This window comes from Micromonospora polyrhachis (assembly GCF_014203835.1).
GTDB lineage: Bacteria > Actinomycetota > Actinomycetes > Mycobacteriales > Micromonosporaceae > Micromonospora_H > Micromonospora_H polyrhachis.
In genome coordinates this window covers 1005761-1028482 of the sequence record NZ_JACHJW010000001.1, presented here as the reverse complement: position 1 = coordinate 1028482, position 22722 = coordinate 1005761, and the positions used below count along the sequence as shown (strand labels likewise).

Genomic DNA, 22722 nt, shown 5'->3' with positions numbered 1-22722 from the left:
GAGTCGCCTCCGGTGATCAGGCCGCGCGTCGGCGACTCTGGAACAGGCCGGCCACCACCAGGGGGAGCAGGCCGACGAGAACGAGTAGCGCGATGCTGGTCGCGGCGGTCGCGGCGGTTGGTGCCGGCCGCAGGAACGACAGCGGGCCGGGTATGCCCGCGTAGTTGACCGGGGTGCCCAGCAGCCAACTGGTCGCGTAGCCACCGTTCGGGGTCAGCAGCGACCCGGTGAGGGTCGGCAGAGTCACCGGAAGGAGCACGTTGCCCCAGAACCAGTACCCGACGAACAACACCCGGAACAGTGGCGCGCTCAGGAACAGCGGGCAGACCAGCGCGAACCCCGCCACGAACGCCAGCCCGGGGAGCAACACCAGGGCGAACGCCACGACACCCCAGGGCAGCATGGTGACGTCGCCCCGACGTACCGCCTCGTAGCCGGCGGCGGCGAGCATGGCGAGCAGGGCGGGGGTGCCGGTGGCGGCGACACTGCCCAGGTACGTGCCGCCGAGCCGCCCGCCCACGCCGATCGGCAGGCTCGCCAGCAACTCACTGGTACGCAGCCGGCGGTCCCGTAGCAGCCGGTCGGCCAGCGCCATACCGAACCCGATCGGCACGATGACCACGAACAGGAACGCCCAGCGGGTCATCACCTCCCGGGCGGAGGCATCCGGTGGTGGGGGCGCGTAGCGCGGACCCATCCCGGAACGGGCGACGGCGAGCAGCCCGGTCAGCAGCGCGATCGTGATCCACAGGGATCGCTTACGGATCTGCATCCGGTACTCGTACCGGACGACCGCCAACATCTCTCCCATCCGGGTCACACCTCCTCCTCGGTCAGCATCCGTTCGGGCTGGCACAGCAGTACGGCAGCGCCGACGGCGAGCGGTACGGTCACCGCGGCGAGTAGCAGCCGGTCGACGACCCAGCCGGGATAGGCGTCGAGCCGGGTGACCGGAAACAGGTAGAACGGCCGTAGCCAGTCGTGGTCCGTGAACGCCGGGGTGAACAGCTGCTGGCCCAGCCACACGCCGGCGGGCACGGTCGTGGCCAGCAGCAGGCTTCGGCTGGCCAGCCCGACGAGGACCGCCAGGCTGGTCAGCCACACCGTCGACGGTGCCCAGAGCAGCGGTGACAGCAGAGGCGTCGGGCCGTACCAGAAACCAGCCGACCAGACCGCCACCGTGAAGACGACGGCGACGGCGGTGGTGGCCCCGCCCAGGAGGGCGAGCCGCCGGCCCAGGACCACGGCGTACCTGGTGGGCAGCGACAGGTGCAGTTCGCGTACCCGGCCGACCGCCACCACCGATGCGGCGGCGAGGGTCACCGCCAGGGGCAGCAGCGCCTCCAGGCCGGTGAGCAGGACACCGGAGAGCTGTGACCGGCCCGCGCCGTTGCCGTTCGCGAGCAGCGCCCCGGCGACCGCGACCAGGACCACCAAGGCCGGTGCGGCGGGGGCGACCCAGCCCAGCCGCCGCATCTCGTGTCGCCAGATCTCCACGTCCTTGAGTGCACCCGGCACGTCGCCCGGTTCATTCGACAGGACGGTGATCCAGCTCACTCATCGCCCGAGCCGCGCCGGTGCGGGCTGCGGCAGCCGGGGAGCGAGCGCCAGGACACCCGCCACCAGAGCGCCGGCCACGGTCAGCACCGGCCACGTCGTACGCCACGCCGCCTCCACCACACCGGCGACCCCGGCGTCGAGCGCACCGGAGACGGCCAGCGCCCGCAGCGTCCACAGTGCTAGCGCAGCGGAGCCGCCGACCGCCGGCCGCCACGTCGAGGCGAGGGCGAAGCTGACCGCGGAGAGCAGCACCATCGGGCCGAGCCAGGCGGCGAGCAGCCGGCCCGGTTCGCCGGCCCCGGCCAGGCTCAGCCCGAGCGAGCCGACCACCGCGGCACCGAAGAGCACCCCCAGCACCAGGGTCAGCCGGGCCAGTAGGGTCGTGCGTACCGACGTCGGCGTGGCCCGCAGCAACTCGCCCGGCGGATCGTCGTCGCCGCAGGCGGCGGCGACCACGAGCGCCGCGACCAGCGGGACGACCGTGGCGAGTACGGCTTCCGCAGGTGCCGTCGCCCACCCCGCCACGGCCGTTCCGGCGGCGAGCACCACGGCGGCGACGATCCACACCCGCCACCCCACCAGCCGCCACTGATGGGCCAGCAGCCCCACAGCGCGGGCCGCGGGGCGGGTGCCGGGGACCGCCCGGTACGGCGGCGGTGTTCCGGGCCGAGGCAGCGGTGGGGTGAGGCGGTCGCGCAATGCCGAGAAGAGGCTGGTCGGTGCGGGTGCCAGCTGATCGCGGACACCCTCGGCGATGCGCTGCCAGGCGCTGGCGTCCTGTTGACACACGGCGCAGCGCGACAGGTGCGCGGCGAGCGTTGCGGCTGCGCGGTCCGGCAGCGTGCCGGCCGCGTACTCGGCCAACCGGTCGGTCGGATGACTCATCGGTGACCTCCCCTCGTCGTAACCGGGCGGGACGTCTCGGGCACCTGGTCGGCCTCGACCGGCAGGGCCCGGGCCAGGATCGCGCGGGCGTGGTGGAGTCGACTCTTGACCGTGCCGACCGGTACGTCGAGCACGGCGGCGATCTCGTCGTGGGCCAGCCCGGCACCGAACGCGAGGTCCAACACCTCCCGATGGATGGGAGTCAGCCCCGCCAGCGCGGTGGCGACCGCTCGGGCGTCGGCCCGGGCGAGGGTGACGGCCTCCGGGCCGGGCTCGCCGGTGGCCTGTTCGGTGGCGACGTCGATGGGCAGATGCACCGGCGTGCGGCCCCGCATCCGGCGCAGCGCCTGTCGTCGGCAGATCCCGAAGAGCCAGGTCCGTACGGTGGAACGCGCCTCGAAGGAGGAGGCGGCCCGCCACACGGCCAGGAGGGTGTCCTGAAGTGCCTCCTCGGCGCTGAGCCGGTCGGCGAGCAGCCCTTCGGCGTACGCCAACAGGGCTGGTCCGTGCCGCGCGTACAGTCGTTCGAGCGCCGCCTGATCCCCGGCGGCCACCTGGTGTAGTAGCCGTCGGTCGGCGTCCTGCTGCTCGGCGACCGTCGCGTCCATCCTGTCCTGGGTAGCCGCCGCCGCTGTACCGGTTCACGCCGGTGGGTGTGATGTGACCGGGGTCACCGCGAGGGCTGGGCCAGGCCGGTCTCGTAGGCGACGACCACGAGCTGCGCCCGGTCGCGTACCGCGAGCTTGCCCACTGCCCGACTGACATGGGTCCGGGCGGTGGCCGGGCTCATCGACAGCCGCTCGCCGATTTCGTTGTTCGTCAGTCCGGTCGCGACCAGCCGTACCACCTCCCGCTCCCGGGCGGTGAGGACCGACAGGCGTACCTCGTCGGCGCGCCGGGCGGAAGGTCCCTCCACGAATCCGGCGATCACCGCGCGGGTCGCGGCGGGGGAGAGCAGCGACCCACCCTCGGCAACCAGGTGCACCGCCTCGCGGAGTCGGTCCGGCCGGACGTCCTTCGTGAGGAAGCCACAGGCCCCCGCGCGGAGCGCGGCGAAGACGTACTCGTCCAGCTCGTACGTGGTGAGCACGACGACACGTACCCCGGTCAACTCGGGGTCGGCGACGATGCGTCGGGTCGCCTCGATCCCCCCGACCAGGGGCATCCGGATGTCCATCAGGACGACGTCCGGACGGTGGGACCGGGTCAGCTCCACGGCCTCCGCGCCGTCGGCCGCCTCGCCGACCACGGTGATGTCGTCGTCGAGGTCGAGCAGGATCCGTAGGCCGGTACGGACCAGCGGCTGGTCGTCAGCGAGCAGGACCCGGATCATCGCTCACCTTCCCGAGGGCGGCCCGGCCCCGTCGACCGGTGTCGCCGCACTCTCCAGTTCGGGTGAGGGCTCCACATCGGCCCCCACCCGGAGCAGTCGGATGGTGTCGGCCAGGTCGGTGAGGGTCTCCTCACCGGTGACCCGGATGGTCTCGACCGCGCTCCGGGCCCGGACGGGGTCGCTGTCGAGCAACTCCGCCGCGACGTTGGCCTGGACACCGATCACCGCGATGCTGTGGGCCAGTACGTCGTGCAGCTCCCGGGCGATGTCGAGCCGTTCGCTCATGACCCGACGCTCGGATTCCCGTTCGGCCTCGCGTACGGCTCGGCGTAACCCCTCGGCCAGCTCCCGGCGGAGGATCCGGCGGGCCCGTACGACGTCGCCGAGCAGCATCGACCCCACGATCAGTGCCGTGTCGGTCAGGCTGCCGGGTAGTGACCGCAACACGGACCCGATCTCGACCGCCCGGGAGAGCACACCGAGGGCGGCGACCGCGATGGCCACCAGTACGCCGGTGCGCAGGCGGCCGGTGACCGCCACCGTGTAGAGGGGCACGGCCAGGGCGAGGAAGGGGGAGAAGCCGGGAAAGTCCAGCCCGTAGTAGGTCAGCAGGATGGCTGTCGACACCAGCAGCGCCATCTGTGGTGCCCGACGGCGGGCCAGGATCGGGGCCGCGACCGCGATGCCGAACAGGTAGCCGTACGGGCTCACCGGCCGGCTTTCCGGGCTGCCCAGCGCGGTCATCGCCAGCAGCACGGCGGCAGCGGTGGCCACGGCCAGCGTGGTGTCGACGAAGATCGGCTGCCGGGTGGGCGAGACGACTCCGGTGAGGTTCACAGTTACCGGAGTCTAGGAGCACAGGGCTGCCCGCCCGTACGTCCAGATGCGTAGTCGAACGTCGCTGAGGTGCGGATGCCCGGCCCCTTGCCAGCTTCTAGCTTCGAATCCATGAGTGACAGGGTGTCGCGGCGTCGGTTGCTGCGGTGGGGGCTCGGCGGGATCACCGGGGTGGCGTTGCCGACGGCGGTCGGCGGTGCGGTGGGCGTGCGACTTGCCGTGACCGCTACGCACCGGAGCCCGTCGGTGCCCAGGTTCGCGGTTCCGTTGCCGATTCCACCGGTGCTGCGGCCGGTCTCCACCGAGGACGGCACCGACCGGTACGAGGTGCGGCAGTTGCCGGCCGAGGTGGAGATCCTGCCCGGCCGACCCACCCCCATCTGGGGCTACGAGGGCGTGTTCCCCGGGCCGACCATCGAGGCCCGTAGCGGCCGACCGGTCGCCGTTCGGCACCACAACCACCTCACCGTGCCGACCGTGGTGCACCTGCACGGCGGGGTGACGCCCCCCGACTCCGACGGGTATCCACTGGACCTGGTCCTGCCGGTCGGCCAGCACCGCTGGCCCGGTCACCACGTGCCGACCGGTCCGTCCGGTCACGGCGGTACGGCCGGGGTGGCCCACGGTGCGCGGACGTACCGTTACCCGAACCAGCAGCCGGCCGCGACGCTCTGGTATCACGACCATCGGATGGACTTCACCGGTCCGCAGGTCTATCGCGGGCTGGCCGGCTTCTACCTGCTGCGCGACGACGCCGAGGAGAACCTGCCGCTGCCACGCGGTGAGCGGGAGCTGCCACTGATGATCACGGACCGGTTCTTCAACGAGGATGGTTCGTTCTTCTATCCCTCGCTCGACCCGGACCTGCGTGAGCGGCCCGGGGTGCATGCGCTCTTCGCCGACGGGGTACGCGGCGACACCATCCTGGTCAACGGTGCGCCGTGGCCGTTCGTCCGGGTGGACGGGGCCCGGTACCGGCTACGCATCCTCAACGCGTCCAACGCGCGCAGCTACGACCTGCACCTGGACCCGCCGCCGCCCGGTGGCGGGGGGCTGGTGCAGATCGGCAGTGATGTCGGCCTGTTACCGCGACCGGTGTCGCACGACTCCCTCTACGTCGGTGCCGGGGAACGCTACGACGTGATCGTCGACTTCTCCCGGTATCCGGCGGGAACCTCGGTCGTTTTCGGGAACAGGTCCGGTGCCGGCCCGACCGCCGAGGTGCTCCGCTTCGACGTGGGAACACGGGTCGCCGACGACTCGGCGATACCGGAGCGACTCGGACCCGACCCTGAGCCCTTCGACGAGAGCCAGGCCGCGACCACCCGTACCTTCCGGTTCCTCGGGGGACAGGGTGGGCTGCCCGCGACGATCAACCTGCGGACCTTCCAGCCGGATCGGGTGGACGCCCGGGCCCGGCTCGGCAGCACCGAGATCTGGCGGATCACCGTGGACCCGGAGCACCCCTTCCACCTGCACCTGGGCCACTTCCGGGTCATCGACCGCAACGGCTCACCACCGGACCCCCAGGACACCGGCTGGAAGGACACGGTCCAGATCCGCGGTGGTGAGGTGCGGATCGCGGTACGGCTCACCGGCTATCCCGGCCGGTACGTGTTGCACTGCCACAACCTGGAGCACGGGGACATGATGATGATGGCGAACTACGAGGTCGCCTGATGCGTACCCGGAGTCTTCTGATGCGTACCCGGATCGCCGCGGGTCTGGCGCTCGCCGCCGAGTTCGGTCACCTCGCCGCGGCCTGGACCGAGGCGGTGGCCTGGCCGCTGCTCAGTGGCTGCCACATCGTCGTCGCTGTCGGGTTCGGCCTGGTCTTCGCCGGGTTGTGGAAACCATCGCCGCGTCGGCGGTGGCTGCACACCGCCCGGGTGCTCGCCCTCATGCTGCCGGCGATGTGGCTGTTCACCCGGACGATCGGGGTGCCGACCTATCTCACGTTCACTCGGCTTGCCGTCGATCCGGTGGGTGTGGTGGTGACCGTGATCGAGGTCGCCCTCGTCGTCGTGCTCCTCGTCAAGGAGCCACAGCACGGCTCGACCGGGCAGGAACTGCCTCGGACGGTACCGTCCGGTACGGCCCACTCACCTGCTGAACTGGGCTGAACGGACGGGGCAGCCGGAGTCTGCGCCGTCGACCGTGGCGTGGGTCACTCGCCGTGGTGCACCGGGGCGTACCGGGGAGGTCGTCCTACCTGACGTGAGAAGAGGAGTGGACGCGGTCGACGAGGCGGAACTCGTGCGCCGTACGGCCACCGGCGACCGACGGGCTTTCGACGAGCTGTACCGGCGTACGTCGCCGTGGCTTGCCGTACGACTGCGTCGCCGGTGTGCCGACGAGGACGTGGTCGCCGACGTGATGCAGGAGACGTACCTCGCGGTCTGGCGGTCGGCGGGGAGCTTTGCCAGCACCACCACCTCGGGCAGCGCGGTCGGCTGGCTCTGGACGATCGCCGCCAACCGGCTGGTCGACGCGTTCCGGCGGCGGGCCCGGCAGGCGCAGGTGCCGGCCGTGCCGCTCGCCGAGACGGTTGCTCCGGCCGCCGAGGACGAGGTGATGGCCGGCCGGGTCGACCAGAACCTCGAACGGGCGCTGCTGGCCCTGCCGCCCGAGATGCGCGAGGTGCTGCGCGCCATGGTGCTCGACGGTCTCACCTCACGCGAGACAGCGGTACTGCTCAACGTGCCGGAGAACACGGTGAGGTCCCGCGCCCGGCGGGCCCGGATCGCCCTGCGGGAGGCGCTGTCATGACCACACACCCCAGTCTCGCCGCGATTGCCGAGTACGCCGGTGGCGGCCACGGCCTCGACGAGGCCACCGTCTGGTCGATCGAGGTCCACCTGGAGGACTGCGCGGAGTGCCGGGCCCGGCTGGCGGGCAGCGCGGCCGGCAGCACCCTCGTCCTGCTCGACCGGGTAGCCGCCGAGCTCGATCGGGAGATCGCCGCCGGGCCCGCCCCGGCCCGGCAGGCCCGCCGCTGGTTGGTGCCGAGGCGTCGCTGGCTGGTCGCCGCGCTGTTGCCCTGGGTCGCCATGACCGTCCCGATGCTGCTCTGCGCGCTCGCGCTGAACCGGCTGCTGCCCGACCTGCCGTCCCTGGTGCTGCTGCTCGCCCCGGTAGCGCCGCTGCCCGGGGTGGCGGCTGCCTGGAGCCGCCACCTCGACCCGGCCGGCGAACTGATCTCCAGCACCCCGGCGGCCGGCCTGATCATGCTGCTGCGGCGCACCCTGGTGGTGCTCGCCGTGATCGTTCCGGTGCTCGCCCTCTTCGGAGCCGGCACCGGGACCTCGCTGGCGCTGATGTTGCTGCCGTGCCTGGCGTTCACCGCCGGCACCATCGCGCTCGGCGCACTGATCGGCGTATCGCGCGCCGCGGTCGGCCTCGGCACACTCTGGGCGCTGGCCGTGGTCGTACCCACGGTGGTCACCGAGGACCTGCCGCTCGTGCTGCGGCCCGACAGCACCCTCTTCTGGGCGCTGGCCGCTGCGGTGTTGTTCGGCGTCGCGGTGAGTCGCGCCGGCGACTTCAGTCGGCTGACCAGCCACCGATGAGCTTCCCTTCCTCGCTACGAAAGGTATCTCCATGCGTACCGTGAGTGCGGCCGAGACGGCCGCCATCACCCATCCCTGGGCCGTGCACGCCGACGGCCTGCGGGTGAAGGCCGGCACCCACCTGGCCGTCGACGGCCTCGACCTGGCCCTCGGCGCCGGCGTACACGCGCTGCTCGGACCCAACGGCGCCGGCAAGACCACACTGATGCGCGCCCTGGCCACCGTGGTCAAGCCGGCCGGCGGCACGTTGACCCTGCTCGGTGCGGCTGTCAACGACCGCACCGACCTGCGGCGGGTACGCCGTGGCCTGGGCTACCTGCCGCAGCAGTTCGGCTTCTACCCACGGTTCACCGTGCGCGAGTTCGTGGAGTACATGGCTTGGCTCAAGGAGATGCCGAAGTCCGTGGTGCCCGCCGCGGTGCAGCGGGCGATCGACCGGGTCGGGCTCAGTGCCAAGGCCGACGCGCGGATGAAGACGCTCTCCGGGGGCATGCTGCGCCGGGCCGGGATCGCCCAGGCGATCGTGAACGACCCGGAGTTGCTGCTGCTCGACGAGCCGACCGTCGGCCTCGACCCCGAACAGCGCCTCGACTTCCGCGATCTGCTGCGCGACCTCGGGGTCGACAGCTGCGTCCTGGTCTCCACCCACCTGGTCGAGGACGTGGTGGCCGCGTGTACCAACGTCGTACTGGTCAACGAGGGGCGGCTGGTGCATCGGGGCACCACCGAGTCGCTGATCGCCGCGGGCGGTTCCGGCGACGTCGGGGACAGCCCTGCCGAGCGGGGCTATTCCGCCCTGCTGCGCCGCCACCGGGCGGAGGCGGGCCGATGAGCCGCATGCTACGCATCGAACTGCGCCGCTCCGTCGCCCTCGGCGCTGCCCTGATCCTGCTGATTACCGGCGCGATCGCATGCTATGCCGCCCCGGGGCGCTGGTCGTCCAACTGGATGGCGTTGGCCATGATCGAGCGGGAATACCTGGTGCTGTTGTTCCCCTTGGCGCTGGCGGTCGGGGCCTGGCAGGGGCGCCGTGAGAGCCGGAACGGTCTGGCCGAACTCGTCGGTAGCACGCCCCGACCACGCCCCCAGCGGGTCCTGCCGATCGTCGGCGCGCTCGGCATCGCGGTGACGGTCGGTTACCTGGCGGTCCTGGCGGTGACCGCGCCCTGGATCGCCGGTACCGCCCGCTATCTCCCGGCGGCGGCGTTCGCCGTGGTGGCCGTCGGGATTCTCGCCGTGGTCGCGGCGGCCTGGCTGGGCCTTGCGGTCGGCCGCCTGTGGCCGTCGGTCGCTGCCGGGCCGGTGCTCGCCGTCGCCGGCATCGGCTGGCTGATGGGCTTTCCCGGAATCGCCAGCGGCCACGACTGGCTGGTCGTGCTCTTCTCTCCGATGTACGGAATGAACCAGTTCAGCGACTACGAGACGGTGTCCGGCCGGCTTAGCGCGGCCCAGGCGGTGTGGCTGGGGGCCCTCGCCGTCAGCGCGTACGTCCTGCACACGGCGAAGAGCCGCCGGACCCGGGTGGCGGCGCTGCTGCCGGTGGCGCTCGGCGTGGCAGTGGCGATCGCGGTGATGCCGCACGACGGCTACCTCCCGCACCCGATCGACCCCGTCGCGAAGGAACTCGTCTGCACCACGGACGCTCCGAAGGTCTGCGTCGCCCGGGTCCACTCCACCCTGCTACCCGAAGTCACGCCCCCGGCGCGGCAAGCGCTCGCACTACTCGCGAAGTTGCCGCAGCCGCCCGCCGAGGCACACGAGGACACCACGACGTGGGGGCCCGAAATGCCCGAGCCCCGACCGGACCCGGCAGGGATCGCGCTGATGACCATCCAGGTCGATAGACGCGGTCACCTTGCCTCCCCGAACGACCTCGTGCCGCAGATCGTGGCCCGGGTGCTCAGCAACCCGGGCGGCCGGTGCCCCGACGGGCTGAGCGCGTCGGTCCTGCGGGCGGCCACGTACTGGCTGGTCGGCACCGAACCACCGGCGGAGCCTGGCTTCGACGACGGCGGCGAGTGGAACAACCAGGTCCGCCGACTGTGGCAGGGCCTGCGGGAACTGCCCGAGGCGGAGGCGCTGGCCCGGGTGGCGGCAGTACGCGAGGGTGCCCTGAACTGCGCCGACCTCGACGAGATCGTAAGCGGCAAATAATGCGGTGGCTGACGCTCTACCTGCGGTCACGTCGGGTACCGGTGGCCCTGGCCGCGGCCGTCGTAGGCATGGTGGTGATGTGGGTGCTCGGAGCGATCGTCAACGACGGTGCCCCGGGCGTCACGATGGTCGTGCTCACCGCCCTCCTGTTGGTCGCGGCGCTCACCGCCACCCTGGGCGGCCCCGACGAGGAGCTCGACCGCACCGCCGCACAGCCCTGGGCACCGCGCCGGGTCGCCCACCTGCTCGCCGCGCTGGCCGTGGTGGCCGGCCTGCCGCTCCTGACCCACCTCACCGGAAGCAGCTTCGGGCCGACCGGGCTGGTGATCCGGGACGCCGCCGGCCTGCTCGGTCTGACCGCGCTGAGCGCGCCCCTGCTCGGGGCGGGCCGGGCCTGGTTCGTGCCACTGGGCTGGACCCTTGCCGCAGCCGTCTATCCGGTAACCGGCCACGTGCTCGGGGAGATCCTGACCTGGCAGTCCCAGGTACCGGGTAACACCCCGGCGGCGGTGACAGCCACGGTGCTCGGAGTCGGCGGCCTCATCGCGTACGCGCTCGCCGGCCCCGCCCGGCGGGCACCCGCAGAGGCCGCCCTCTGAATCGGGTCGTACACCTGCTGCAAGAGACAACGAGCCCCTGGCCCTTCATCGAGGGGCCGGGGACTCGACGTCCGTCGCACCTTCTACGGCCAGGTCTCTGCTACATCCCGGACCGACTCGTTCCACTTCTCGCAGCAGTAGTCCGAGGGTCTGCGACCGCTTATCGGCGGGCAGGGCTGCCATGGCTTTTCGGGCATAGGCAACTCCACCAGCCCGGTCACCGGACCTCGCCATCATCAGGCCGCGATGTAGCTCGATATGCGTGGCGAAGCGAGCCAGCGACGCCGGTCGGAGCCGATCAGCCTCGGCCTGGGCTGCATCGCCAGCATCCACAACGCCCAACCTCGCGTACAGCATGCTTCGGAACGTCGCCATCCGCCACGGTGGCACCGCCGTGTCCGACACCTCAGCATCCGGTGAAGCCACCCGGTCGAACACCCGTCGGGCGTCCTCATCCGCACTGACCGCACCCGCGACGTTACCTCGGCCGGCAGCCACATGAGCCCGCGCCATCAGGGCGTTCAACCGCCCAATGGATGGCCGCTCGGCCAACCCAATCGCCGCATCGGCGTAGCCCTGGGCCGTCGACAACTCGGCACCCTCGTAGGCCAGGGCGATAGCGGCCCGACCCCGTACCCAGACTCGGGTGTCGAGATCGCCGGACCGGTCTGCCGCCGTCACCGCCAGGTTGTACCAGCGGATCGCCTCGGCAGGGTCGGCTGTCGTCTTGCCGTAGATCGCCAGGGTCCGTGCGGCGATTGCCCACATGACCGGCGTCTCAAGCTGCTGCTGCATAACCACCAGATCACTGGCCAGCCGCGTTTGCAGGACATTCGCCCCGACGGCCATGTAGTCCCGACCGTACTGGGCTACTCGTTCCCGCCATTCGTCCTCCGCAGGCTGCCCAGCAAGCACCGCATTGAAGCCAGCCTGAATGAGTTCGCCAGCTACTGCGGAGCTGACAACGCCCGCCGCGATGCCGAGCATTCGACGTCTATCCACGTCAGCCTCCCCGAGTGCCCGCGCATACGCGAGCACGATGTCAGGTGTCGCTGTCCGGCGTCCTGCCTCGACGTTGCTCAGGTGAGTCAACGAGTAACAGGAGCGGGCTGCGACATAGGTCAGTGTCACACCGACCTCAAGACGAGCATGCCTCAACTGACTGCCAAGATCGTCCATCGAGCCGCCTCTGAAAAGGGTTGAAAAGCCTGACCCCCTATTGATCTCTAACTGTGAGCGTAACGCTACAGAGAGCGTGATTCTCTTTGGGTCCTTCGATCGGAAGGTGGTTTCTCATGTACAGCGGTGACTACGAGCCGGTTCCGAATCCATCGGTGAAACCTGTGCCGAAGCCGGACCCCAACCCAAGCGAGGAAAAGCCACCCGCAACAGCCAACGGCGAAAGCGATGGTGAGCAGTGATGGTCGCCGCCCACGCACCCGTCGTACGACGTGCCCGATACGCCGAAGTCGCCACGATCGCCGCGCTCGTCACCGACGCCGCCCACGATCTGCCCCTGGCCGAATGGCTCGTCCCCGGCCCGCAGCAACGCCCCACCGTCCTCACCGAGGCCGTACGGATCTGGGTCGAACACGCCCTCTTCTTCGGTGAAGTCGACGTCCTCGCCAACGCTGACGGGCTCATCGGGGCCGGGGTCTGGTTCCACCGCTACCGGCAGATCCCACCACCGGCCGCGTACGAGGCCCGCCTCGCCGCCGCCTGCCACCAGCACACCGAACGGTTCACCACCCTCGGTCGACTCCTCGACGGCCAACGTCCCGAGACAGGTCACGAACACCTCACGCTACTCGCCATCGCACCCGACCACCGTGCCACCGGCATCGCCGCCAGGTTGCTCGACCACCATCACAGCCGCCTCGACCGATACGGCACCGCCGCCTACACCGAAGCCTTCAGCGACGTGCATCGCGACCTGCTGGCCCGCCACGGCTACCAGACACGGCCACCGTTGCACCTGACCCGCCACCACACCATCCACCCCATGTGGCGACCCGGCCAACCACCAGATGCTGGCAACTGACCAGCCCACCCGTCGACCTGCGCGGCAACGCAACCCGACGGGCACCCGGAAACGGCGGGGCCGCCGCACACCCAACCCTTCAGCGGCGGCCCCGCCACACATGCCGACCACACCGCCGTCCCCACCTCGGAGGTGATCCGATGACAACCCAGGGCACCACACCCCCGGCACCCCCGACCCCGGCGGACAGCCGGCCGGCACCCCCACCACGCCGGGACACCTGCCGCCTGATCTCGGACTACGCCGCCATCGCCGCTGAACACGTACGCGATGTCGCCTGGCTCATCCACGCCACCCACGGCGACCAACCCACCGGCCGGGACGCCGCCAACGCCCTCCGTGACGCCGCGCATGCCCTCGACCGCGCGCAGAACATCTACCGCACCCGGTACCGAAAGTTCGATCTCTTCGTCGTCGTCGGGATCGGAGTAGCGCCCTCACCGGTACCGTCAACCAGTCCGGCGCTGTATCCGCTGCCCTCGGCATCCTCGCCGGCCTCCTGGCCGTCACCAGCATCGACAAGCTGGAGCGCCACCGCACCAAGGTCCGCCGGGCTCGGCTTTCCGCACCCACCTGCCTACCCGACCCGGACAGCCCTATCGACAACATCATCGAGTACGCCGCACGCGAAGCCCTGGTCGCACACCTACTGGTCTACGAACTCGTCGCCATCATGAACGAACTAATGCCCATCGAGTTCCCGATCCCCCACCCCGCCTGGGAACACCGCCTCCTCGACACCGGCAGCGCCGTCCTTACCGCCGAGCGGATGCTCTACCAGGCCCGCATCCACATCACCCAACTCGTCCACTCCGGCCCCGTTGCACAGGCAGCACCGTTGCCGCAGCGGGGCAGGCCGGGTCCCGGAGGGCGGAACTGGTAGAACGTCGTTGCCGTCGGGGCCGGGGACGTCCGGGTCGGCCGGGACAGGCCGACCCGGACGGTCGCCTCAGCCGAGGTCGAACCGGTCGAGGTTCGACACCTTGACCCATGCCGCGACGAAGTCGTGTACGAACTTCTCCCGCGCGTCGTCGCTCGCGTAGACCTCGGCGAGTGCGCGCAACTCGGAGTTCGAGCCGAAGACGAGGTCGGCTCGGCTGCCGGTCCACTTGACCTCGCCGGTGGCGCTGTCGCGCCCCTCGAACGTGTTCGCGTCTTCGGACGTCGGCGTCCACGTCGTACCCAGGTCGAGCAGGTTGACGAAGAAGTCGTTGGTCAGCGCTCCCGGGGTCGTGGTGAGGACGCCGTGTGGTGACTGGTGGGCGTTCGCGCCGAGAACGCGGAGACCACCGACGAGCACGGTCATCTCCGGGGCGCTCAGGGTCAGCAGGTTCGCCCGGTCGACCAGGAGGAACTCGGCCGGCAGCCGGTTGCCCTTGCCGAGGTAGTTGCGGAACCCGTCCGCGGTCGGCTCCAGCACCGCGAACGACTCCACGTCGGTCTCTTCCTGCGACGCGTCGGTCCGTCCCGGGGTGAAGGGGACCTCGACGTCGAAGCCGGCGTTCCTGGTGGCCTGTTCGACGGCGGCGGTACCGGCGAGCACGATGAGGTCGGCGAGCGAGATCCGCTTGTCCCCGGTCTGCGCCGTGTTGAAGGTGTCCTGGATGCCTTCGAGGGTGCGCAGCACCGTAGCCAGTTGATCGGGATCGTTGACCTCCCAACCGTTCTGTGGTTCGAGGCGGATGCGCGCCCCGTTGGCCCCGCCGCGCTTGTCACTGCCCCGGAAGGTCGAGGCCGAGGCCCACGCGGTGGAGACCAGTTGGGAGACAGTCAGCCCCGAGGCGAGGATCTGATCCTTGAGGACCGCGATGTCCCCGGCGTCGACGAGTTCGTGCGTCACCGGCGGGATCGGGTCCTGCCACAGCAGCGTCTCGGTCGGCACCTCGGGTCCGAGGTAGCGGGTGACCGGCCCCATGTCGCGGTGCGTCAACTTGAACCACGCCCGGGCGAAGGCGTCCGCGAAGGCGTCCGGGTCCCCGAGGAAGCGGCGCGAGATCTGCTCGTAGACCGGGTCGAACCGGAGCGCGAGGTCGGTCGTCAGCATGCTCGGCGCGATGCGCTTCGAGGCGTCGTGGGCGTGCGGTACCGTGCCCTCGCCCATGCCGTGCTTCGGCTTCCACTGATGTGCGCCAGCGGGACTCTGGGTGAGTTCCCACTCGAAGCTGAAGAGGTTCCAGAAGAAGTTGTTACTCCACTTTGTCGGCGTGGACGTCCAGGTCACCTCGAGCCCGCTGGTGATCGTGTCGCCCCCCTTGCCGGTGCCGAAGCTGCTCAGCCAGCCGAGACCCTGAGCCTCGAGCGGGGCGGACTCGGGTTCGGGGCCGACCTGGTCGGTGGTGCCCGCACCGTGGGTCTTTCCGAAGGTGTGACCGCCGGCGATGAGGGCGACCGTCTCCTCGTCGTTCATCGCCATGCGGCGGAACGTCTCACGGATGTCCCGGGCCGCCGCGATCGGGTCGGGGTTGCCGTTCGGTCCCTCCGGGTTGACGTAGATGAGGCCCATCTGGACCGCCGCCAGGGGGTTCTCCAACTCCCGCTCGCCGGTGTAGCGCTCGTCGCCGAGCCAGGTGGTCTCCGGACCCCAGTAGACGTCCTCGTCGGGCTCCCAGACGTCCGCACGCCCTCCGGCGAAGCCGAAGGTCCTGAAGCCCATCGACTCCAGGGCGACGTTGCCGGCGAGGACCATGAGGTCGGCCCAGGAGATCTTCTGACCGTACTTCTTCTTGACCGGCCAGAGCAGCCGGCGGGCCTTGTCGAGGTTGGCGTTGTCCGGCCAACTGTTCAACGGGGCGAAGCGCTGCATGCCGGCACCCGCGCCGCCACGGCCGTCGCTGATGCGGTACGTGCCCGCGCTGTGCCACGCCATCCGGACCATGAACGGGCCGTAGTGGCCGTAGTCGGCCGGCCACCAGTCCTGCGAGGTGGTCAGTACCTCGGCGATGTCGCGCTTGACGGCGGTGAGGTCGAGGGTCTTGAACGCCTCGGCGTAGTCGAAGTCACCGAGGGGGTTGGCGACAGCGGGGTTCTTGGCGAGGATCTTCAGGTTGAGCTGGTTCGGCCACCAGCCGCGGCTGCCACCGCCCTGGGTCGGGTGGGGGGCACGTCCGTGTGCGACCGGGCAGCGTGACTCGCTGCCCGCCTCCGCGTCATGGACGACGGCATCGTGGTTTTCGGACATCGGGTTCCTTCCGACCGGGGGGGGAGCAGGGCGATTGCGGGGGTGGTCAAGAACGGTGGGTGGTGGAGCAGGCAGGGCAAAGGCCCGAGTAGACGATCTCCGCCTCGTCGATGGCGAAGCCGTGGTTGTCGGAGGCGGTCAGGCAGGGGGCGTTCCCGACGGCGCAGTCGACGTCGGCGATCAGGCCGCATGACCGGCATACGACGTGGTGATGGTTGTCGCCGACCCGCGACTCGTAGCGAGCCACCGAACCGGGCGGCTGGATACGCCGTACCAGACCCGCGACCGTCAGTGCGCGCAGTGCGTCGTACACCGTCTGGTGCGAGACACCCGGGAGTTCCCTGCGCACGACACCGATGATCGAGTCGGTGTCGGCGTGCGAGTGTGTCCGCACGGCGTTCAGCACCGCCACCCGTGGCCGGGTCACGCGCAACGCGGCGGCGCGCAGCATCTGTTCGAAGTCCGAGGCCGTAGCCATGGCCGGTAGTGTGGCGCGTTTTCTGGAATGAGTCAAGAATAATCTCGGGTGGCTGCGGCCGCACCGCATCGATCAGTGGGCTCGGTGGCCGCTGCCGTCGGCGGTGGTGGGAAGCTTGCCGAGAACCTTGTCGATGATGTGGATCCTCGCGTTGGTGGCTCGGTAGTCCACGCAGAGAGTCGTGGCGTCCGCTCCGAGCCGCGCCATCGCATCCGCCCGGGTGATCGGGACGGAGGCACCGTCGAGGGTGGTGACGCTGCCGGCAGCCACCAGATCGGTCAGCGAGTGACTGCCGTCGACGACATGGGCCTTCAGCAGGTCGCGCAACTCGTTCTTCCGTTTCAGGAACAATCCGTCGAGGTCGTCCTCGGAGAACTTCCGGCGGAACGCGTCGTCGGTCGGGGCCAGGACCGTCAGCCCTTGCCTCGCGCGAAGTTCGTCAGTGAGTCCGGACGCGCGCAGCGCCGCCTCGAACGTGGTGAGGACCGGGATCCACCGCAGCGCCACATCCACCCGCTCGCCGGTGAGCGCCGCCGGGTTTCCCGGGTCGGTACCGGAGGGCAACAGCTCGCACAGCGGTCCGGTCACGCTCGCCACCCGCGACGAACCGCCGGTGGCCGGTGCGCCGTCCGGCGTACCGGATCGGGGCTCGGCCCGGGAGCAGCCGGTGGCCGCCACCGTCAGGAGCAGCACCGGTACGACCAGACGCCAGCGCAAGGGAGCGGACACGTTACCTCCAGGGTCGACTCGTACCGGGGTCGCACCGGCCGGCCGGGGGCGGACCCGACCGACCGGTACGACGGCCGCCACTACCGCTCGATCAGTTCACCGGTTCGCCGGGTCACAGCCCGACGCACTGACCGGACCGGGGGCCGGAGACCGAGTTGCGCAGCTCCAGGCTGGTCGGTGCCGGCGAGTTCGCCGCGCAGCTCAGCGGCCCGTAGACGGTGTTGCCGACGACGAACGGCACGTCGCCGCCGGTACGGTTCGCGGAGAGGTCGACCGGACCGGAGATCCGGTTGTCGATCAGCGAGACCGCGTCGGTGACGCCCGTGACCCGTACCGGGCCACGCACCGTGTCGTCAGCCAGGAAGAGACCGGCGGCCCCGGCCACGCTGATCGGACCGTTGACCGACGAGCCGGTGGCGACCAGGGCGGCCCCCGGCGCGACGGTGACCGGGCCGTTCACGCTCGCCCCGGCCAGGCAGGCGAAGCCGGTCACCCTCAGTGGCCCGTTGTGCCGGCCGGTCAGCGTCGGGTACACCCGCTCGCCGGCGACCAGTCCCTCGACGGCCGCCCCGTCGAGCAGCAGCGGGATCAGCCCACGTTCCGGCTGGGCCAGCGGTACGACGTACCCGTTGGCGGTCTTGACCACCTTCCAGCCGTGCGCGGCGAGCCGCTGCGCCACCGTGGTCCGCTTTCCGGGCGCGCCGTCGCTGCGTTCCCCGTGGTACTGCTCCTCGGTGAGCCGGTAGGCGCACGGCGGGTCGTCCAGGATTCGCGACGGCAGCGGGGCGTCCACCGGCGGCACGGCGTCACCCGGGTGCGGTGCCGGGTGGGCCGGGATCTCGTGCGAGCCACGGAAGACGATCCGACTGTCGTTGGCGCTCTGGAACCGGATCGCCGCGCCCCGCTTCTGCCGGATCGTGTCCAGGTTGGCCCGGTGGTAGTCGAGGAACTGGTGGAAAGTCCAGGCCGCGGAGTACGTCTTGCGCCGTCGGTTGTTGGCCGTGTTGCCCTCGTCCGGCCGGGTGGCCCCGCCGGCGCTACGCAGTTCGAGCAGTGAGTTCACCACGTTCTTCAGGCCCAGGGTGTTGCGCAGGATGGTCTCCTCGCCCAGTCCCACGTTGCCACCGCCGACGCAGCCGTACGGGCAGGCCCACCAGCCGTCCCGGGCACCCTGCGCGTACATGTGGCCTTCGATCATGTTCAGCGACTCGTCGAAGATCCCCTTGGCCACGTTCTGGTGCCGGGGCGGCAGCATCGGCAGGTCGCCCGCGCTGCTGTTGCCGTACTCGTGACCGTCGTAACCGGCCACCGGCCGGTAGTCCTTGAGCATCCGTACGAACGCGAGGGTCTCCGGCTGGCGGACCAGCGAGTAGTCGCGGTTCAGGTCCTGCCCGGCGTTGTTGCCCCGGGTGTTCGCCGCCCGCCCGTCGCCGTTGATGGTCGGGACGATCAGGACCGTGGTGTGCGACAACAGGTCGATCGTCCGGGCGTCGGTACCGAAGGCGAGCTGGCGGGCCATGATCAGGCAGGCCTCGCGGTCACCCGGCTCGTTGCCGTGCACGTTGCAGTTGATCAGCAGGGGAGAGGTCGCCGCGACCCCCTCCGGGGTGGCCGGCGGTTTCGGGTAACCCAGGACCAGCATGTTGATCGGCCGGTCGAGGACGGTACGACCGATCTCCACCACCCGGACCCGCTCACTGAGCGCGTCGATCGCGGCGGTGTAGGCGTACTCCTCGACGTCGCTGGTGTACTGCGCCGCGCGGGTGGTCTCCCACTGGGTGCGCAGGTTTTCGCCCGGTACGTGCGGGTCGCCCCACGGCTGTCGGGTGGTGCCGGTGACCGGGGCAGAGTACGGCTGCGCGGTGGTCCCGTACCGGGCCCGTACCCGCCACCGGAACCGGTCGCCGGGGTGGAAGCCGGCGTCGGCGAAGGTCGGCGACTCGGGGTCGACCTGCCGGTTGGGCCGCCAGACGCCGGTGATAACCGGGTTACCGGTGGCCACGTCCCGGTCGTCCACAGGGGTGCGTTCGATCTGGTAGTCGGTGGCTCCCGCCACCGGAGTCCACCTGAGGGTGGCGTAACCGTCGGCCTGCGTCACCGTCAGGCCCTGGACCTGGTTTGGCTCGGCAACCGTCTGACCGGGGGTCGGGACGGTCGCCGTCGGTCCGGCGTACGCCGACACCGGCAGAGCCGTCGCGGTCAGGGTGGTGGCCAGAAGGAGGGGCAGTGCGGACAGGGCTCTTCGTCGAGATATCACCGGGCCTCCAACCGGTTGGGGCGAGATACGTCCAGGTAGCACACGCCGCGATGTGGACCTTCAGGTGCGACCCGCCGCCCAGGTGGTCTGCCAGATGTGACCCCTCGGGCGTTGCGGGTGACATCCGGCTGCCTGCGAATCGGCCCCGCGTAGCAGCTCATGCTGGCGGGGCCGTTCTGTGTTTGCGAGTGGTGAAGGTCAGCCGTTGTAGGTGTAGAAGCTGGGGCCGGGGATGGTCACGACCGTCGTGCCGACGGGGGCACCGTTGTAGATGGTGGATCCGATCTTCCTACCATCCACGTAGATGTCCACCCGCTCGTTGGTGTTACCACCTAGGTTGGCTGTGGTACACGTGCCGACCATGGGGGTTATGGACAAACCGCCGCGGTCCGGGAAAACGGCAGTCGGTGAGTAGCCACCGTGAGCGCACAGGGTGAACTGACCAGCCGCCGCTAGCGCAGCGTTGGGCGTCATCGCCACACCGATGCCGGCGCTCACCAGAGACAGCGCCGCCGCGCCGAGCACGCGACGCGAGGAGAGTAGCTTCCGCAATGTTCTGCCAATCTTCGTAGGTGGCCCGCGCGACTGGCGCGGGTTCACTTGTAGAACGATGGCCATCGTAATGACGTTCAAAGGTATATCGATCTGTGACCGGGCGGGTGTCTTGCAGGATTCATCGAGCAGCGTCAGTCGGTTCGCCCCGCCCGGCGCGCGCTCGACGGCCCCCGGGTAGGACGCCGCAAGTGCGGCAGGCTCCTAACCGGTGGCGGTTTTCATCGCCGCGGTAGCAGCGCACGGGCGATCTCGAGTTCGTCGAGGGCCCGGAGCAGCGACGGGGGATCGGGCTCGATGCCACCGGGGATACGGTGGGCGGCCACCAGGGGGTTCCAGGTGGCCTGGAAGCCGTACGGCCCGAAGTGGTAGAGGCAGGTCCCAGTTGGACTCCCCGCTGTCGGGAGTCGAAGCTCTGGTCATGTACCCGGCGGGCGGTGACGGCGATGATTGCCACGTCCTCGTTGTCGCGGCGGAGTTGCCGGCAGACCTCCAGGCCGTCCCGAGTTCGCGGAGCCGGTCCACGTCCCGCCGGATGGTGCGTGGCGTCACCCGGAGCCGTTCGGCCAGCGTCTGCCCGGGCCAGTCGCGCCGCGTCTGAAGCAGGGACAGCAGCGTCAACAGTCGGGCCGAGGTGCCCAGCATGTGCCGAGGATGGCAGAGGGTGGCGGACAGCTTGTGACCTCTACCCCTGGCAGCGTGCCTCCGACGGCGCCCAGACCGACAGCCAGGAGGACATCTTGAACCGTACCCGTCTGCTCACCCGGGACTTCGTGGTGAGCCGTACCCAGACCGTGCGAGCGGTCCCGGGGCACTACCTGGACGAGGCCGACTCGATGGCGGAACGGGTCGTTGTGGTCGACCATGGCGAGGTGATCGCCGACGACATCGTCGACGCGCTCAAGACGAAGCTCGCGGGGGACCGGATCGTTGTGGCTGCGGCCACCGCCGTAGTCGGCCTCGGGGTTCGCGTACGGACGATGGCGCGCAGCGCCGACTAGTTGTTGCGGGACCCGAGGTGTTGACGCCCAAGCGGGCCTTCAACTCGTCGTAGCGAGTGCCGGAAGATCGCGGTGCTCCTGGATGTTGGGTGCAGGTATGAAGATCAGCGAAGCTTCCAGGGTCAGTGGCGTGAGTGCCCGATCGCTGCGGCACTACGAGGACGAAGGCTTGATCGTTCCTGGCCGTTTCAGCAATGGGTTCCGCGACTACTGCCAGTCCACCATTGACCGGGTGCTCATCATCCGTTCGCTGCTGGAGTCCGGGCTGCCGGTGCGGTTGATCAGGGAGGTTCTGCCCAGCCTCACCGACGGATCCGATGCCGGCACCGGCATGGTGTGCGCGGAGTTCCTGCACGAGGTGCAGGGCCATCGCGATCGGCTCGCTGCTCGCATCGCCGTTCTCAGCGATCAGCAGGCGGCACTTGACGCCTACCTGCGAGAGGCCCACCGTACTGATCTCTGACAACCGCTTGACCTTGACGTAAGTGTCAAACTTCTACATTCGGTGCATGGAGATCAACGAGCAGCAGAACACCGCCGAGCTGACCGTACGAGCGCTGGTCCAGCGGTCGCACCGGGGACCGAAGGATCTGACCCTCACGACAGATCACTGCCGCCCTACCCCGGGCCCCGGCGAGTACCTGATCCGTGTCAACGCCGCGGGGGTCAACTTCGCCGACGTCATGCAGACCCAAGGCACCTACGGAGGAGGCCCGCAGGCGCCCTACGTAGCGGGCTTCGAGGCGGCCGGGGAGATCGTGGAGGTCGGCCCCGACGTCGAAACCCCGTTACAGCTCGGCACACACGTCGTCGGAACCGGACCGGGCGCCTTCGCGCAGTACATGACGATGCCAGCCGCGGGTGTACTTCCCGTGCCGTCCGGCTGGAGCGACGCCGAAGCTCTCGGCCTCGTGCTGAACTGGGCCACCTCCTTGGCGGCACTGAAGCCGTTGGGCGAGATCAAGACGGGTGAGACGGTGCTCATTCATGCCGCGGCCGGCGGCGTCGGGCAGGCTGCCGTTCGCCTTGCCCGCCACTATGGTGCGCGGGTGATAGCCACGGCGTCACCAGCGAAGCACGAAGCGGTCAAAGCGCTCGGCGCTGACGAGGTGCTGGACAGCCGACGCCCCGATCTGGCTGAGGAGATCATCCGCCGGACCGGCGGTGTCGATCTGGTCCTGGAATCGGTGGGACAGGCCACCTTCGAGGCCAGCCTGTCGGTTACCAAACCCTTCACCGGACGCATCGTCGTGTTCGGCGCCGCTTCCGGTGACGCCACTGTGACCACACACGACCTGATCTTCACCCACCAGGTCCAGATCAAGGGTCTGCACATCGGTGCGCTGGCGGTCGCGGCCCCGTCCCTCTATCAGTCGTTGCTCGTCGAGATCGAGGCTCTCATCGCCCACGGCGTGTACCCACCCGGTACCCCCCACGTGCATCCCCTGGCCGAGGGGCCGGCGGTGCTCCAGCAACTCGAAGCGGGCCAGACCCGGGGCAAGCTCGCCCTCGATCCCTGGCGCTAGGAACGCGTGTGCTTCACCCCGCC

25 protein-coding genes and 1 pseudogene are annotated in these 22722 nt (G+C 70.1%); 13 read left to right on the top strand and 13 right to left on the bottom strand.

What is annotated here, in order from left to right; all coding sequences use genetic code 11:
• Positions 1-16: 16 nt before the first annotated feature.
• From FHR38_RS04070 to FHR38_RS33100, 6 genes are all read right to left on the bottom strand, one after another.
• Positions 17-820 (bottom strand): hypothetical protein, encoded by an 804-nt coding sequence (locus FHR38_RS04070; protein WP_184532888.1) that lies wholly within the window; start codon positions 818-820, stop codon positions 17-19.
• Entirely contained in the window at positions 817-1557 is a 741-nt protein-coding gene (locus FHR38_RS04065) for a hypothetical protein (RefSeq protein WP_184532887.1), read from the bottom strand. Before FHR38_RS04065 ends, FHR38_RS04070 begins: the two co-directional genes overlap by 4 nt.
• Complete coding sequence (locus FHR38_RS04060) at positions 1558-2445, bottom strand: cupin domain-containing protein (protein WP_184532886.1); 888 nt, start codon at positions 2443-2445, stop codon at positions 1558-1560.
• The gene (locus FHR38_RS04055; RefSeq protein ID WP_184532885.1) at positions 2442-3053 is read right to left on the bottom strand and encodes an RNA polymerase sigma factor; all 612 of its coding nucleotides are present in this window, start codon (positions 3051-3053) and stop codon (positions 2442-2444) included. The genes FHR38_RS04060 and FHR38_RS04055 overlap by 4 nt, the downstream gene beginning before the upstream one ends.
• A 62-nt stretch (positions 3054-3115) precedes the next feature.
• Entirely contained in the window at positions 3116-3778 is a 663-nt protein-coding gene (locus FHR38_RS04050; protein ID WP_184532884.1) for a response regulator, read from the bottom strand.
• Positions 3779-3781: 3 nt separating this feature from the next.
• Positions 3782-4615, bottom strand: coding sequence for a histidine kinase (locus FHR38_RS33100; protein ID WP_184532883.1), 834 nt, complete (start codon positions 4613-4615; stop codon positions 3782-3784).
• 111 nt (positions 4616-4726) lie between these two features.
• Between FHR38_RS33100 and FHR38_RS04040 the strand changes: the two genes are divergently transcribed.
• From FHR38_RS04040 to FHR38_RS04010, 7 genes are all read left to right on the top strand, one after another.
• Complete coding sequence (locus tag FHR38_RS04040) at positions 4727-6295, top strand: multicopper oxidase family protein (protein WP_184532882.1); 1569 nt, start codon at positions 4727-4729, stop codon at positions 6293-6295.
• Positions 6295-6738, top strand: coding sequence for a hypothetical protein (locus FHR38_RS04035; RefSeq protein ID WP_184532880.1), 444 nt, complete (start codon positions 6295-6297; stop codon positions 6736-6738). The genes FHR38_RS04040 and FHR38_RS04035 overlap by 1 nt, the downstream gene beginning before the upstream one ends.
• Positions 6739-6832: 94 nt before the next feature.
• On the top strand, positions 6833-7384 hold the full coding sequence (locus tag FHR38_RS04030) for an RNA polymerase sigma factor (protein WP_184532878.1): 552 nt from the start codon (positions 6833-6835) through the stop codon (positions 7382-7384).
• A complete protein-coding gene (locus FHR38_RS04025) occupies positions 7381-8184 on the top strand; it encodes a cupin domain-containing protein (protein ID WP_184532876.1) in 804 nt (267 codons plus the stop codon). The genes FHR38_RS04030 and FHR38_RS04025 overlap by 4 nt, the downstream gene beginning before the upstream one ends.
• A 31-nt stretch (positions 8185-8215) precedes the next feature.
• Complete coding sequence (locus FHR38_RS04020) at positions 8216-9016, top strand: ATP-binding cassette domain-containing protein (RefSeq protein ID WP_184532874.1); 801 nt, start codon at positions 8216-8218, stop codon at positions 9014-9016.
• Positions 9013-10338, top strand: coding sequence for a hypothetical protein (locus FHR38_RS04015; RefSeq protein ID WP_184532871.1), 1326 nt, complete (start codon positions 9013-9015; stop codon positions 10336-10338). Before FHR38_RS04020 ends, FHR38_RS04015 begins: the two co-directional genes overlap by 4 nt.
• Positions 10338-10937, top strand: a complete 600-nt coding sequence (locus FHR38_RS04010; RefSeq protein ID WP_184532869.1) for a hypothetical protein — start codon at positions 10338-10340, stop codon at positions 10935-10937. Before FHR38_RS04015 ends, FHR38_RS04010 begins: the two co-directional genes overlap by 1 nt.
• A 45-nt stretch (positions 10938-10982) precedes the next feature.
• On the opposite strand, the gene FHR38_RS04005 is transcribed toward FHR38_RS04010, so the two are convergent.
• Complete coding sequence (locus tag FHR38_RS04005; protein WP_184532867.1) at positions 10983-12116, bottom strand: helix-turn-helix domain-containing protein; 1134 nt, start codon at positions 12114-12116, stop codon at positions 10983-10985.
• A gap of 241 nt (positions 12117-12357) precedes the next feature.
• Between FHR38_RS04005 and FHR38_RS04000 the strand changes: the two genes are divergently transcribed.
• From FHR38_RS04000 to FHR38_RS03990, 3 genes are all read left to right on the top strand, one after another.
• Positions 12358-12978, top strand: a complete 621-nt coding sequence (locus tag FHR38_RS04000) for an N-acetyltransferase (RefSeq protein ID WP_184532865.1) — start codon at positions 12358-12360, stop codon at positions 12976-12978.
• A gap of 140 nt (positions 12979-13118) precedes the next feature.
• On the top strand, positions 13119-13655 hold the full coding sequence (locus FHR38_RS03995) for a hypothetical protein (RefSeq protein ID WP_184532863.1): 537 nt from the start codon (positions 13119-13121) through the stop codon (positions 13653-13655).
• On the top strand, positions 13652-13861 hold the full coding sequence (locus tag FHR38_RS03990) for a hypothetical protein (RefSeq protein WP_184532861.1): 210 nt from the start codon (positions 13652-13654) through the stop codon (positions 13859-13861). The genes FHR38_RS03995 and FHR38_RS03990 overlap by 4 nt, the downstream gene beginning before the upstream one ends.
• A gap of 66 nt (positions 13862-13927) precedes the next feature.
• Here the strand turns inward: FHR38_RS03990 and katG are convergent, their stop codons facing one another.
• From katG to FHR38_RS03960, 6 genes and pseudogenes are all read right to left on the bottom strand, one after another.
• A complete protein-coding gene (katG, locus tag FHR38_RS03985) occupies positions 13928-16156 on the bottom strand; it encodes a catalase/peroxidase HPI (RefSeq protein ID WP_184532859.1) in 2229 nt (742 codons plus the stop codon).
• A 46-nt stretch (positions 16157-16202) separates the two neighbouring features.
• Positions 16203-16634, bottom strand: coding sequence for a Fur family transcriptional regulator (locus tag FHR38_RS03980; RefSeq protein ID WP_184532857.1), 432 nt, complete (start codon positions 16632-16634; stop codon positions 16203-16205).
• A 72-nt stretch (positions 16635-16706) separates the two neighbouring features.
• On the bottom strand, positions 16707-17363 hold the full coding sequence (locus FHR38_RS03975; RefSeq protein WP_184532855.1) for a fasciclin domain-containing protein: 657 nt from the start codon (positions 17361-17363) through the stop codon (positions 16707-16709).
• A 112-nt stretch (positions 17364-17475) separates the two neighbouring features.
• On the bottom strand, positions 17476-19620 hold the full coding sequence (locus FHR38_RS03970; protein WP_312881809.1) for a M14 family zinc carboxypeptidase: 2145 nt from the start codon (positions 19618-19620) through the stop codon (positions 17476-17478).
• A 198-nt stretch (positions 19621-19818) separates the two neighbouring features.
• On the bottom strand, positions 19819-20238 hold the full coding sequence (locus tag FHR38_RS03965) for a hypothetical protein (RefSeq protein WP_184532853.1): 420 nt from the start codon (positions 20236-20238) through the stop codon (positions 19819-19821).
• A 434-nt stretch (positions 20239-20672) separates the two neighbouring features.
• Positions 20673-20817: pseudogene (locus tag FHR38_RS03960) on the bottom strand (helix-turn-helix domain-containing protein); the annotation flags it as partial.
• 95 nt (positions 20818-20912) lie between these two features.
• On the opposite strand from FHR38_RS03960, the gene FHR38_RS31490 reads away from it, so the two are divergent.
• The 3 genes from FHR38_RS31490 (at position 20913) to FHR38_RS03945 (ending at position 22699) form a co-directional block, all read left to right on the top strand.
• Positions 20913-21173: a hypothetical protein gene (locus tag FHR38_RS31490; protein ID WP_221448903.1), complete on the top strand. Its 261-nt coding sequence runs from the start codon at positions 20913-20915 to the stop codon at positions 21171-21173.
• Between the two features lie 97 nt (positions 21174-21270).
• Positions 21271-21636, top strand: a complete 366-nt coding sequence (locus tag FHR38_RS03950; RefSeq protein WP_184532851.1) for a MerR family transcriptional regulator — start codon at positions 21271-21273, stop codon at positions 21634-21636.
• A 46-nt stretch (positions 21637-21682) separates the two neighbouring features.
• The gene (locus tag FHR38_RS03945; protein ID WP_184532849.1) at positions 21683-22699 is read left to right on the top strand and encodes an NADPH:quinone oxidoreductase family protein; all 1017 of its coding nucleotides are present in this window, start codon (positions 21683-21685) and stop codon (positions 22697-22699) included.
• The last annotated feature ends 23 nt before the right edge of the window (positions 22700-22722 follow it).